Source organism: Sphingobacterium faecale, from assembly GCF_016746095.1.
GTDB classification, from domain to species: Bacteria; Bacteroidota; Bacteroidia; order Sphingobacteriales; family Sphingobacteriaceae; genus Sphingobacterium; species Sphingobacterium faecale.
This window is the reverse complement of the sequence record NZ_JAERTY010000010.1, coordinates 44091-56873: the sequence shown is the minus strand read 5'-3', so window position 1 is coordinate 56873 and position 12783 is coordinate 44091. Positions and strand designations below refer to the sequence as shown.

Below are 12783 nucleotides of genomic sequence, written 5' to 3'. Positions count from 1 at the left end.
TTATAAAGTGATTTTTTTATTTGAAATGCCCAAATTTCTTGCTAATCCAAAAAGCGAATTGATAAAACCTGTATCTTCTTCATCTTCTTTTGCTGTTGCCGCTTGTTGTAGCTTGATGAGTGCTGCAGAAACCGTCAAGTTCTTGATGTCATTGGAGGAAATTCCGTATTTGTCGGCTAGGTTTCTTATCTTTTCGGCAATATCTCCGTTTCCTTCAGGGGATAATAAGGAGTTTTTGATAGCTGTAGCATGTTGTGAATTGTTGATTAAGTGATCAAAGCCTTTAGCGTTGGAAACTTGTTTCACAATGTTTTCGAAGAATAGTGTTTCTCCTCCTACAATGTCTATTTTAGCCGATTTTAAGGCCTCTGATAGGACTTGTGCCTGTGCGTGAGCAATGTCCTTTTGAATGCCGATATGCGCTAATTCAATGTCACGTTCTTTTTGAAGCTGAAGTTTGAACTCTTCGTGCTCTTTTCCTACACCATCCAGCTGTTTCATGGCGGCCGCTTTTTCTTCGATTCCTTTGGCTTCAGCAAGCGCTTTTTCTCGCACTACTTCAGCCTGTGCCAATCCCTCTTTACGTAGTGCTTCTGCTTTTATCTCGATAACAGAGGCTTCCTTAGTACCTTGAATTTCCTCTGCTTCCGCTTTTGCGACCATTACTTCCGCCTCGGACAAACCTATAGCTGCTTCTTCCTTGGCCTGTGCTTCAGCAATAATTTTGCGCGCTTCTGCCTCTCTAGCTGAGGCTTCTTTCTTAGCATCAGCTTCTATTAATAGCTCCAGGGCTTTCTTTTCAGCGATTTTGCGCGATGCTTCTGCATCTATTACTTTTTTCTCGGCTTCTTGTTCCGCCGCAATTTTAGCTGCCTCTGCAGCTTTAACGGTGGCAATCAAGCGCTCTTCTGCTTCTTGTGATGCTGCTATAACTCCAGCCTGTTTCTTACGTTCTACGTCACGGAACACTTCGATATCCTTGACCGCTTGTTGTTCTTCGATAACCCCCTTTTCAAGTTGTACACGTTCTTTGATGACGTTTTGTATACTTTTTTGTTCTGTTTCAATAGAACGTTGTTTGTCTATTTGAGCCAAGGTTACGATACGCTCGCGTTCAGTAGCTTCTAAAGCACGGTCTTTTTCAACACGTTCTGTCTCTACAGCATCTGTACGGAGCTTGTTTTTCTCTGCTATAATAATCTGACGGAGTTTATTTTCTTCCTGAATAGCCAATTGCTCTTCCGTAGAAATACGTACTGTTTCGGATTTGAGACGCTCTTCTTCACGAACTTTCGCTATTTCCGCTTCTTCACGAGCGCGAATATTATCAATCTCCCGTCTTTGCTTTTCTTCTTTTTCCGAGAGCTGACGTTCTAATTCCAAAATTGCTTCTCGTGCTTCTACATCTTGTTTTTTTATTACTTTTTCTTCTTCCCTACGGATTAGATTGGCATTCATGTTCTGTTTTGCCGTAAGTTCCGTAATCTTTTTTATCCCTTCAGAGTCTAAAATATTATCTCTACTTAAAAATTTGAGATCAGTTTGTTCTAGGTAATCAATGGCGCAATCATCTAAGATGTATCCATTTAGGTCAGTGCCGATAATGTTCAGAATCTCATCTCTAAACTCTCGTCTAGCCTCATACAATTCGATGAAGTCAAATTTTTTGCCGACAGTTTTTAAAGCTTCTGAAAATTTAGATTCAAAGATACTTTTTAGTGTCTCAGGTTCGCTGGCACGGTCACAACCAAGGTTCTGGGCGACATTGATGACATCATCTACTGATTTATTGACTCGCACAAAAAAGGCAACTTTGATGTCTGCACGGATATTGTCCTTGCAAATAAGCCCATCATGCTCCATACGAGCTATCTCTATCTTTTTTACAGAGATGTCCATGATCTCCATTTTATGGAACACAGGAACGACATACATTCCTTTATTAAAGGCAACTTTTGATCCGCCTACACCGGTGCGGACAATCGCTTTGCCCTGTGCAATTTTTTTGTAGAACATGCTTAGGACTACAAAAAACGCAAAAATTATAAAAACAATTACGCCTATACCGATGAGGACAATCCCTGTGATTCCATCGATAAATAAAAATGTGTTGCTAGTCATCTGGCTATTTATAAGATTAATATTAAAAACTATTTAAGTTGATTGTTTTTTGAACGAGGTGAATTTTTTTATCTTCTGTTTCGTTGATGATGACAACTTCATCACCATACGCTATTTTAGATCCATCAACACTCTGTACGTTGAGCCGGATCACATCTTTGTCGATAATGACTTCTACAGAACCGATACTTTGCCCTTGTATGGACGATTTCATCTTGCCTGTCCTACCCAGAAACTCATGTGCTTCTTCTCCGGAGTAACCTACATTTTTATAGAGTTTCGCAACGGGAATGGTTACGTAATGCATTAAAAAGTAGGTCAGAACAAAGACTGGTATGAGTATGATAACTGATTTCCAGCCGTAGGAAGAGAGGTTGAAAGTCATAGAAGTTATAAGGGTAATTATCCAACCTATAAATTTGAATAAAGTGACTAGAACCATTAGCGGAGCTTTACCGATGTTGATATAATCCATAGTTTTTGAAAGAAAAGAAGGTTCAGCATGCTCTATGTTGCTATCGGTGTCGCCTGGGGTATCTAGGTCTTGAATGTCTGCCCCTTCAAACTCTAATCCGGATTGGCTTCCAAAATCAAATCCGTCTCCCATTAATAGGGTAAAGAGCCAATAGACTAACGATAACCCTGTTAATAGTGTCATTATAGCATTGGGAAGGGGGTTGAAGAGTATGTTAAGTACTTCGTCCATATTGTTTTTGTTTTATTCTAGCCCTAATTGTTTCTTTAAGTTCTCAAGTTCGTTCTTTACGCTTTCTTCATCAGGAGTAATTTCGGCGAACTGACTTGTTTTAAGTTTGTCCTGTACAAATTCACGACGTGCCGCAGCAAGAGCGTCATCATCTTCAGATTTGGCTTTCATTTGCTCCAGTAACTGTATCGTGCTGTTATGTTCGATATTTGCCATCTGCTTATTCATTAATATGGAAGTTGCACTGATTTGCTGTTTTGTCTTTAAAGTTGTCAATTCTTTTTCCCATTTCGAGATATTAAATTTCAACACTTCAAGGTGGATGTTTATTTCTTCAATAAATTTAGCATTATCGTCAAGTTGTGAGCCAAGTTCTTGGGTATCTTGTAATAGTTCTTTTTTTGCTTTTAAAGCATCAAAGGCTAGTTTTTTAGCTATATCAGCAGGTATTTCTCCTGTTTTTGATTTTTCTAAGATAAGTCTTGCTTTGTTTTCTAAGGTATCTGCCGCCTCTTTCTTTTGCCGAAGCATATTTTCAATACGGATGCCTGTCGCTCTGGTTCGGATATAGTTTTCTTCAATTTTCGTCAACTCTTCCTTCATGTCGCTAAGGCCTTGTGCTATTAATGTAATAGGGTTTTCCATTTTATCAACAATAGCATGAATTTCTGCTTGCCCTATTTTTAAAAGTCTTTTAAATATATTCATCATATGCTGGATTATAGTTTTGAGAATTCTATTAATTGCTGGTAATATTCACTTAGTAATAACGAAAGCGAGTTGATGGCGGCATCAAATTCATGTCGATCTAGGCTATGTAATTGAAGTGTATAACGGAATATAACCCGATTCCCATCCTCCGTTAGAGCGAATGCACCATGTATAATGTCTCTGTTTTTGATTAAAAGAGATTTGAATATATGTAAATTGTCTCGTTTTAAGGTGAATAAATATTGCTCAAATAGGATAATAGGAGAACTTACGCCTATTATTAGGTTCCGTATCCCATCTTCTTCATTCTCCACTACGAAAAGTCCTTCTTGTTCGTTTCTGTGAAGAATGGTGAAGTTGGAGTGTATAATGTATTTTTCAATCGTTAGAAAACTCATAATGTTTCGTTTTGTTTATGTCTTAAACAGCTGTCGATGATGTTTAAGAGCGACTAAATATATTTTTTATTATCAGCCTGTGACTGAATTGTAAATAAATTTATTTAGGTTTGCTTATATTATTTGCATAAAGATAATGAATGCAAAAATATTTTGCAAAATAAAATTTAATTTTTCTGCTAATGAGTCAAATTGGTGTTAATATTAAGAAACTTAGGAAGGTTAAGGGGCTTAGTCAACAAGCTTTTGCTGATCTTTTTAATCTTACGAGGGGTAATATCTCGTCTTACGAGGAATTAAGAGCAGAGCCTAAGATTGAAGTTGTTTTGCATATTGCAAAATATTTTTGCATACCGGTGTCTGAACTTTTAGAAAAACAACTAACTGTAAATGAAATTCTGAATTTTGGAGACCATTTTGAAGATAGCATAAAAGTCGATCAGAATAGCGGATTGAATGCTATTCCGTTTATTGGACGGGAGTATTTTCAACAACCTAAGACAACAGACGATTGGTCAATACTTCCGAAGATTATTTTTCCAGTTTATCACAAACAGCAGCTGCTCGCCGTAGAGAATAGTTCTTTAATTCCGAATCCGTCTAATTTCCCTTTCGAAGAGCATGCGATTCTTTTTTTTGAATCTGTAGAGATTGAGATACTGCATACATTGGATCAGAGTTACGGATTCTATTGTAAAGGAGAGGATCTTTTTTTTGGGGAGTATGTTGTTAACGGAACACAAATTGACTTAGTGTTGAATGCTTGGAGAAAGATTGCCTTCAAGCCAGAGCATAAAGCTGGTTTCTGGAAGTTGTTCGCTAAGTTTGAACGTGTTATATAGTTGTTTTTCAATACCTGAACGCACTTCAGCTGTTTATGCAGATAAACTATCAAATGTTCTTCGAATTCGCGATTACATAGGCGCGTACTAACTTCCCTTCCTCATCGCTAAGCTTAGCTTTTGGAATCATCCTTTTTATTATGGAATTCCATTTTTCCGCTGTTTGTGTTTCTGGTTGTTTTAGTTTGTGGCAGCTGCCACAACTGTTTTTGAAGATAGCATTGCCTTCTGCAATTTGTTGCTGATTATACTGCGCCAAAATCTGTTCTTTATTCTCTACTGGAAGTGAACGGATTAACTGACTGGCTTTTGGGAAGCAGCTCACCATAGATAATATGGCGATAGTGCTAAATATGATGATAATTTCTTTTCGCATGTTCTCTTTCTTTTTGTTGAAAACAATTGTTTTTGAAATTTTGTTTTATTTGGAACAAAAAATACTGATTAATCATTTATAGTTAATTCTCCCCGAATATCTTTTTCCACCCAATAAGCTACACTTTGTTGGTCTTCAAATTCACCTTGTAAGTACATGAGTTTTGTTACTGCGGCTTCAAAGGTCATGTCATAGCCATTTAATACACCAATAGCTTTCAGTCCCTGACTCGTTTCATAACGTCCAAGTTCTACAGATCCGACTTTACACTGAGAGATGTTGAGTATATTTTTACCGTTTTTAATAGCTCCTTCTAACAAATCCAAAAACCAAGGATCTGTAGTGGTATTGCCAGAGCCGAAGGTTTCCATGACAATAGACCGTACATTGGAATCTAAAATAGCCTTGATGGTATCGGGACGGATTCCAGGAAATAACTTGAGTACTCCTACCTGATCGTCTAGCTTATCATGTAAGACGAGTTCTTTATCCGTATTATTGAGGAGAGCCTCAAAGTTATATTTAAGGTGTATGCCTGCTTCCACTAGAACGGGATAGTTGGGTGAGCGAAAGGCCTCAAACTTAGCCGAATTATATTTAAAGGCGCGATTGCCTCGGAACAGTTTGTTGTCGAATAATATACACACTTCTTGTATGACGGATACGCCATTATGCTTCGTTGATGCGATTTCTAGTGCAGTCATCATATTTTCTCTAGCATCCGTGCGTATTTCTCCGATAGGGAGTTGGGAACCGGAAAGGATCACCGGTTTTTGTAGGCCTTCTAATAAAAAGCTTAGAATGGACGCGCTGAAAGCCATCGTATCTGAACCGTGGAGAATAACAAAACCATCATATTTGTCATAGTTATCCTGGATCAATTCGGCCATTTTCAGCCAAATCTCAGGGTTCATGTTGGAAGAATCAATTATGGGATCAAAAGAGTGTACGGTGAGATTGTAGTCTACGCGGCTTAAATCAGGAAGATTGGTCTTTATTAGGTCGAAGTCGAAGGGTACAAATGTGCCAGATTCGTCCTGAACCATACCTATGGTTCCTCCAGTATATATGATGAATATGTTCATAGTTATTTAGATACCAAAAATTGTTTTCGAATTTAGTGTAGTTATACGTGCCACTTCTTCCAACGTAGTTTCATGTAAGTCGGCGACTTTCTCAGCGATATAATATAAGTAGGAGCTTTCATTTTCCTTTCCTCGAAAAGGTACCGGAGCGAGGTATGGGGCATCAGTCTCCAATACGAGATGTTCGAGATCGATTTGTTTGACGACAGCATCTAGGCCTGCTTTTTTGAAAGTTACCACACCACCAATTCCTAGCTTAAAGCCAAGACCGATTGCCCGATGCGCTTGTTCCAGGTTGCCCGTGAAACAGTGGAATATGCCGAATAACTTATCGTCATGCAACTCGTCCAACAGTTCAAATGTCTCATCAAAAGCCTCCCGACAGTGGATATCAATCGGTAGTCCCAGGTCCTTCGCCCAAGCTACCTGTGTTCGGAATGCATCTTGTTGCCAGGCTAAAGTACTTTTGTCCCAGTAAAGGTCTATTCCGATTTCTCCGATAGCGTAGATTTTATGTTTCGCTATTGCCTTTTCGATTGTGGCCAATTCCTCTTTGTAGTTCTCCTTCACACTACAAGGATGTAGGCCTAGCATGGGGAAGCAGTGCTCTGGATAGGCGGCTACCGTATCCATCACCGCTGCTATAGATTCGCTATCGACATTGGGCAGGAAGAGGCGCTCGATGTTGTGATCTAGACATCGTCGGATCTGTTCCACTATCTTTTCAGTGTGTATATTATAGTAAAAATGCGTATGCGTATCGGTTAGGGTATAGGGTGATTGCATGATCAGCTTAATTTGAATTGCTCAAAAATAGCAAATTGTTAATAATAAGACTAATCTAAGCTGTAAAAAGATGATTAATTAAAAGGAAGTATTCTTTTTTTTGAAAAATGATAAAGCGTGACGGGATATGATGACTTAACTGCAATGTTTAAGCTGTTGTTTTGCAGTTCGATGTTTTTATTCCTTGACGGCCTACTTTATTGTTATAGAGAAAATAAAACTATATTTGTTGTACAATTATGTTAAATCCTAACACTTTTTGGGGTATTTAATTAGAGGAAATTTACCTGTTTTTTAGCACTAATCATCTAGAAGAGGCATGGGGCAAACTGAAATTAAGCGGCTGATGCAACTCGTTGAGCAATCTCCTGTTGAGGCATTTAATCTCGTTTTTGAAAAGTATTGGGAAGGTCTTTACAGGGTTGCATGTCGAAAAGTAAATGATAATGAGATCGCAAAAGACGTGGTTCAGGAAGTATTTATCGCGTTTTGGGATTTTTTACCCAGACTGTCTCTGTGTGATAAGATCGAGGGATATCTCTATTCCGTGTTACGTAATCAGATATTTAAGCTGTATGAAAAAGACGAAGTACGGTTAAGATATGCCATGAACTATGTTAAGGAAGAGCATGCACTGGAAGAAAGTCCACAAGAGAAGTTTTTGAACAGGGAGCTTGAAGGGGTGGTGCATGAAGAGATACAGCGTATGCCAGAGCGTATGCAGCTGATCTATCAACTTAAAAGTAAAGAAGGATACACGGTCAAAAGAATAGCTGAAGAACTTGGTCTTTCTGAGCAAACTGTTAAAAATCAACTGTATAATGCTAACGAAAGGCTAAGACAGCGAATTACAAAGTATGGCATGTTGATGATTATAACTGGCAATCTTCTGCTCCTCTACCAATCAAATTAATTTTTTTTATTTCTTATAGTACCTTACCGTCTGTTATCGTATATACTAATAAAGGCTGCTCTGTACAGCAGTATAATAATGTATGATGACTAACCAAGAAGAACTGCGAGAATTAATTGCTCGATATAATAATAACCAAGTTACCGAAGAGGAAAGACAGGCGCTTGAGCATTGGTACGCCACTATAGATAATGACGCTGCTGTCCAGGAGGAAAACAAAGACAGCGTCCGTAATGATTTACGCTTACGTCTTGGCGAAAATATACCGGAATTATCTGTAGATTCTAAATCCATGTATGCGCATTGGAAAAACTGGATACCCTATGTTGCCGCTTTATTGATAATGGGAGTTGTCTTTTCAATATGGAAGATTGCGTTTAAAACTAGAGAAAATATTTCCATTGCTACGGTATCCATTCAGCCTGGTGGTTATTATGCTACATTGGAGATTGAGGGTGGCTCCCGTGTCAATCTTAAATCTAATCAATATGGAGTTCAAACCGGCAAAGCTGTGTTGTATGCAGATGGCTCGTCTGTAGAAGGACTTGAACCGATAGTTGGAATCGACCCGAAGGAAATGCCTATCTATGTCTTAACAACTCCCAAAGGAGGAACCTATAAAGTCGCTTTACCTGATGGTAGTCTTGTTTGGCTTAATGCAGAATCTTCATTGCGATATCCTGCCGAGTTTGCGGTCGATCAAAGGTCCGTTGAGCTAGACGGAGAAGCTTATTTTGAAATAAAAGAAGTTAAGAGTGGTTCCTATAAAAAGCCCTTTATTGTGAAAAGTCAGCAGCAAGTAATAGAAGTTTTAGGTACAAAATTTAATGTAGCTGCTTATTCAGAAGATTTAAAAACAACGACAACTTTGGTAGAGGGACGGGTTAAGGTAAAATCTTTGATGGGTGGTAAGATTGAAGAAAGTTCAATGATACTTCAACCAGGTTACCAATCTACGCTTGACGAGAATAGACTCACATTGTTCAAATCTGTTAATGTTGAAGAGGCAATGGCGTGGAAAAATGGATTTTTTATCTTCGACGATGTACCTCTCAAAGCGGTTATGAAACAAATAGAGCGTTGGTATGATATTGAAGTTGAATATAAGGGAGAAGTTTCGGATGAACATTTTAATGGAAAGGTCTATCGAAATACCAAGCTAATGGAGCTGTTGGATATTCTTTCTTTTTCCAAGGTTAACTTTAAAATGGAAGGTAGAAAGATGATCATTTATTCAAAAAAAGAAACTAACTAATAGGATAAGATAACCTAAAAATGAAAGCGTATGATGAAATAGAGAAATTATAACCATCTGGAACGAAAGACTAAGAAGCGCAGAAGTGGTGGAGCACTCCTGCGCGGATGTCTGAGTTCCGAATTCTATTGATATCAATAGAAAACAAATGAAATTATCGTTAACCAGATAACCCAAACAATCAAATGTATAAAAAAAAGGCGATAGATAGGGCTGTTCAATGGGATTTCCCCGTGGGCGTGTCTAAAATTTTGAGAGTCATGAAGCTGACCGTGTTATTAACCATTTTGGCACTCGTACAAGTGAGTGCAAAAAGTTTTGGCCAAATATCCCTGAATAAAACCAATATTCCATTAGAAAAAGTCTTCTCCGAAATTGAGAAGCAAAGTGGGTATGTTTTTTTCTATAAGGGAAATCTTAAGAATATTTTTTTGAATGTAAACTTTAAAGATCAAGATATTAATCAAGCATTAGCTATATGTTTTAAAGGTTTACCACTCGAATATAGGATCGTAGATAAGAATGTGGTCGTTCATTATAAGGCCAATGCTGGACTTGGAACTGCCGATAGGCCTAATCGGATAGACGAACAACAGAAGGTTATTAAAGGAACGGTCAGAGATGTCTCCAGCAAACCCATGGTTAGTGCTTCCGTGTCCGTAAAAGGAAGAAAAGAACTCGTTACTGTTACTGACGGCAATGGTGAGTTTGTATTAAAGGATATGGAATTACCCGTGACTTTAGTGGTCTCCTATATTGGGTTTAAGAGTTTGGAAATACCCGTAAAGTCTTATGCAACAAATGTCAATATTATCCTGGAGGTGATTGACAATAAGATGGATGAATTAGTGATAAGCACAGGGATCTTTAAGAAAGCAGATAAAAGCTTTACCGGATCTTCTATTACGGTTAGTGCAGAAGAACTTAAATCATTCGGAAATAGAAACATGATCGTTTCTTTAAGTAATATAGATCCATCTTTCCGTATTATTGAAAATAACAATATGGGCTCTAACCCGAACATGCTTCCTGACATACAGATCCGGGGAAATTCGAGTCTGCCTAATATAAATAACCTAGACGATATTGTGGGCTTAAATACACCATTAATCATTTTAGACGGTTTTCAATCCTCGTTGCAAAAAATGCTGGATATCAATATCAACGAAGTGGAATCTGTTACTATTTTGAAAGATGCATCTGCTACTTCTATTTACGGGTCTCGGGGCTCGAATGGTGTTATTGTTATTACGACCAAACTCCCGAAGCCTGGGGCATTGCGGATAAGTTATGCTACGGACCTCAATCTGGAGGTTGCAGATCTTAGTGGTTATCGACTTCTTGACGCAAGGGAAAAACTAGAGCTAGAGCGTAAAGCAGGTTTATACAACAGTGGAATTATTCAATATGATCTCGGACTTAAAAATTATTATAATTCTATTTTAAATGATATCAACTCGGGGGTTAATACGGATTGGTTGTCTATACCACTTCGCACTGGGGTAGGGCAACGGCACAACCTTAGCTTGTCAGGGGGAGTTCCCATATTTCGTTATAGCGCTTCAGTACAGTTCAACAATATTGAGGGAGTGATGAAAGGATCAGCCAGAAATACCTTTAATGGCACCGTGAATCTTGCTTATTCATTGAAGAATTTTCGTCTGAGTAATCAGGTTATTATTAGTGAGGGCCGATCTGCCGAATCAAAGTACGGTGCTTTTCGGGATTATGTCAAAATGAACCCCTATTGGAATCCTTATGATTCAGATGGAAATGTATTGAAGTTATTAGGAGCTCCTAAAAGTGATGATTACACACAGATTCTATGGCCCAGACTTCCTGGCAATCCCATGTATAATGCTACACTAAATGGTTTCGACAAATCCAAACTGTCCGAAGTAACGAATAATACATCTTTGGAATGGTCTGTTTTTACGGGATTAACAGTTCGTGCGCAGCTAGGACTGACAAAGCTCACAGAACAGGGGGACAAATTTAGACCCGCGGATCATACCGCATTTGCAAATTACGCAGAGAGTGATTTGTTTAGAAGGGGGGATTACAACTATCGTATTGGTAACGGATTTAAATATGACGGTGCCTTGAATGTACAGTTCTCTAGGGTCTTTAAAGAAAAGCATATCCTGTTCAGTGGGGTAGATTTCGGTGTCCGACAGGATAGAAATTCAAGATATGGTTTCTTGGCTGAAGGATTTACCAACCCCAATTTTGACTTTATCTCCATGGCCTTACAATATGCTAAAGATCAGAAACCATCAGGAGACGAAAGTTTGGTCAATGCAGTAGCGCTGACCGGGAACGTAAACTACAGCTATGACGATAGATATTTCACAGATATCTCCGTCAGATTCGACGGTTCATCTCAGTTTGGGGTAAATAACAGAATTGCGCCATTTTGGTCTGCAGGTTTAGGATGGAATATTCATAATGAGGATTTTATGAAAGATCAGACTTTTGTCAACAGACTGAAATTGAGAGGGTCCACGGGGATCACGGGTTCACAGAGCTTTAATGCTTACCAAGCGCTCTCTACCTACCGGTATTATACGGACAAAAGGTATCATAATCTCATAGGGGCATACTTACTGGGGATAGGCAACGAAGACTTAAAATGGCAACAGTCCTTAAAACATGATGTGGGATTCGATGCTGAATTCATAGAAGGACGTTTTCGGGTTACCGCCGATTATTATTTATCTACAACAAGAGACTTAGTATCGTCTATTTCATTACCTGCATCCAATGGGTTCACAAGCTATGTCGAGAATATCGGTCGTATGAGAAATACGGGCATTGAATTCAGAACTACAGGAATTTTAGTTCAACAGCCTTCGAACGGTTGGTATTGGAGTGTTACAGCTGCATTTTCACACAATAGAAACAAAATTTTAAATATTTCTGATGCACTTAAAGACGCACAAAGGAATAGGCAGATGGAGAGCAGTGCTGCACCATCCCCATTGTACTATGAAGGGTTCTCGACGAATGCAATATGGGTAGTTCCTTCTTTAGGAATTGATCCGAGTAATGGAAAAGAAGTATATCTGGACAGAAATGATAAAACAACTTATGTATGGAGTGGTAACGATCTGAGGGTTATGGGGAACTCCGAACCTAAAGTGCAGGGGAACTTTAGCACTCTGGTTAGTTATCGGAATATCTCATTAAATGCTTCTTTTGGTTATCGATTTGGTGGGCAGCAATATAATCAGACTTTGATAAATATGGTTGAAAATGCGGATTATAAGTATAACGTGGATCGTAGAGTATATGAGGAACGTTGGCAAAAGCCGGGAGATGTGTCCTTTTTTAAAGGCCTGATGGTTGGGGGGACAACCTATAAATCGTCGCGGTTTGTTCAGGATGAAAAAACACTGGTCTGTCAGAATATAAATCTACAGTATGTGTTAAGAGGGGAAGCCTTGAAAAGAAAGTTGAAGATGGAATATTTACAAATCACGGCCAATGTTGCAGAACCTTTTCGGATTTCTTCCATTAAACAAGAGCGGGGCTTAGATTACCCATTTTCTAAACAGTTTTCATTGGGGCTGCAAGTTACATTTTAAACG

At 38.6% G+C, this 12783-nt stretch carries 11 protein-coding genes; 4 read left to right on the top strand and 7 right to left on the bottom strand.

Features of this window, described 5'->3' with window-relative positions:
* From JKG61_RS17715 to JKG61_RS17700, 4 genes are all read right to left on the bottom strand, one after another.
* Nucleotides 1-2016, bottom strand: a complete 2016-nt coding sequence (locus JKG61_RS17715; RefSeq protein WP_237249534.1) for a flotillin family protein — start codon at nucleotides 2014-2016, stop codon at nucleotides 1-3.
* A gap of 127 nt (nucleotides 2017-2143) precedes the next feature.
* Nucleotides 2144-2827 (bottom strand): OB-fold-containig protein, encoded by a 684-nt coding sequence (locus JKG61_RS17710; RefSeq protein WP_202104292.1) that lies wholly within the window; start codon nucleotides 2825-2827, stop codon nucleotides 2144-2146.
* 12 nt (nucleotides 2828-2839) lie between these two features.
* Nucleotides 2840-3538 (bottom strand): PspA/IM30 family protein, encoded by a 699-nt coding sequence (locus JKG61_RS17705; RefSeq protein ID WP_202104291.1) that lies wholly within the window; start codon nucleotides 3536-3538, stop codon nucleotides 2840-2842.
* 8 nt (nucleotides 3539-3546) lie between these two features.
* Nucleotides 3547-3936: a type III secretion system chaperone family protein gene (locus tag JKG61_RS17700; RefSeq protein ID WP_202104290.1), complete on the bottom strand. Its 390-nt coding sequence runs from the start codon at nucleotides 3934-3936 to the stop codon at nucleotides 3547-3549.
* A 182-nt stretch (nucleotides 3937-4118) separates the two neighbouring features.
* Here JKG61_RS17700 and JKG61_RS17695 point away from each other — a divergent pair, with 182 nt between their 5' ends.
* Nucleotides 4119-4778 carry a helix-turn-helix domain-containing protein gene (locus JKG61_RS17695; RefSeq protein WP_202104289.1) on the top strand — a complete coding sequence of 220 codons (660 nt, stop codon included), beginning with the start codon at nucleotides 4119-4121 and terminating at the stop codon, nucleotides 4776-4778.
* A 49-nt stretch (nucleotides 4779-4827) separates the two neighbouring features.
* Here the strand turns inward: JKG61_RS17695 and JKG61_RS17690 are convergent, their stop codons facing one another.
* The 3 genes from JKG61_RS17690 to JKG61_RS17680 form a co-directional block, all read right to left on the bottom strand.
* On the bottom strand, nucleotides 4828-5154 hold the full coding sequence (locus JKG61_RS17690; protein ID WP_202104288.1) for a c-type cytochrome: 327 nt from the start codon (nucleotides 5152-5154) through the stop codon (nucleotides 4828-4830).
* Between the two features lie 68 nt (nucleotides 5155-5222).
* Complete coding sequence (locus JKG61_RS17685; protein WP_202104287.1) at nucleotides 5223-6239, bottom strand: asparaginase; 1017 nt, start codon at nucleotides 6237-6239, stop codon at nucleotides 5223-5225.
* Nucleotides 6240-6245: 6 nt separating this feature from the next.
* Entirely contained in the window at nucleotides 6246-7025 is a 780-nt protein-coding gene (locus JKG61_RS17680) for a TatD family hydrolase (protein ID WP_202104286.1), read from the bottom strand.
* Between the two features lie 319 nt (nucleotides 7026-7344).
* Between JKG61_RS17680 and JKG61_RS17675 the strand changes: the two genes are divergently transcribed.
* From JKG61_RS17675 to JKG61_RS17665, 3 genes are all read left to right on the top strand, one after another.
* Nucleotides 7345-7938, top strand: coding sequence for an RNA polymerase sigma factor (locus tag JKG61_RS17675; RefSeq protein WP_202104285.1), 594 nt, complete (start codon nucleotides 7345-7347; stop codon nucleotides 7936-7938).
* An 82-nt stretch (nucleotides 7939-8020) separates the two neighbouring features.
* Nucleotides 8021-9193 carry a FecR domain-containing protein gene (locus JKG61_RS17670; RefSeq protein WP_202104284.1) on the top strand — a complete coding sequence of 391 codons (1173 nt, stop codon included), beginning with the start codon at nucleotides 8021-8023 and terminating at the stop codon, nucleotides 9191-9193.
* Nucleotides 9194-9378: 185 nt separating this feature from the next.
* Nucleotides 9379-12780, top strand: a complete 3402-nt coding sequence (locus tag JKG61_RS17665) for a SusC/RagA family TonB-linked outer membrane protein (RefSeq protein ID WP_202104283.1) — start codon at nucleotides 9379-9381, stop codon at nucleotides 12778-12780.
* Nucleotides 12781-12783: the final 3 nt, after the last annotated feature.

Bases quoted from the DNA above. Each gene is read 5' to 3' on its own strand.
- JKG61_RS17715 (WP_237249534.1), bottom strand. From the start codon at position 2,016: ATGTTCTACAAAAAAATTGCACAGGGCAAAGCGATTGTCCGCACCGGT.
- JKG61_RS17710 (WP_202104292.1), bottom strand. From the start codon at position 2,827: ATGGACGAAGTACTTAACATACTCTTCAACCCCCTTCCCAATGCTATA.
- JKG61_RS17705 (WP_202104291.1), bottom strand. From the start codon at position 3,538: ATGATGAATATATTTAAAAGACTTTTAAAAATAGGGCAAGCAGAAATT.
- JKG61_RS17700 (WP_202104290.1), bottom strand. From the start codon at position 3,936: ATGAGTTTTCTAACGATTGAAAAATACATTATACACTCCAACTTCACC.
- JKG61_RS17695 (WP_202104289.1), top strand. From the start codon at position 4,119: ATGAGTCAAATTGGTGTTAATATTAAGAAACTTAGGAAGGTTAAGGGG.
- JKG61_RS17690 (WP_202104288.1), bottom strand. From the start codon at position 5,154: ATGCGAAAAGAAATTATCATCATATTTAGCACTATCGCCATATTATCT.
- JKG61_RS17685 (WP_202104287.1), bottom strand. From the start codon at position 6,239: ATGAACATATTCATCATATATACTGGAGGAACCATAGGTATGGTTCAG.
- JKG61_RS17680 (WP_202104286.1), bottom strand. From the start codon at position 7,025: ATGCAATCACCCTATACCCTAACCGATACGCATACGCATTTTTACTAT.
- JKG61_RS17675 (WP_202104285.1), top strand. From the start codon at position 7,345: ATGGGGCAAACTGAAATTAAGCGGCTGATGCAACTCGTTGAGCAATCT.
- JKG61_RS17670 (WP_202104284.1), top strand. From the start codon at position 8,021: ATGATGACTAACCAAGAAGAACTGCGAGAATTAATTGCTCGATATAAT.
- JKG61_RS17665 (WP_202104283.1), top strand. From the start codon at position 9,379: ATGTATAAAAAAAAGGCGATAGATAGGGCTGTTCAATGGGATTTCCCC.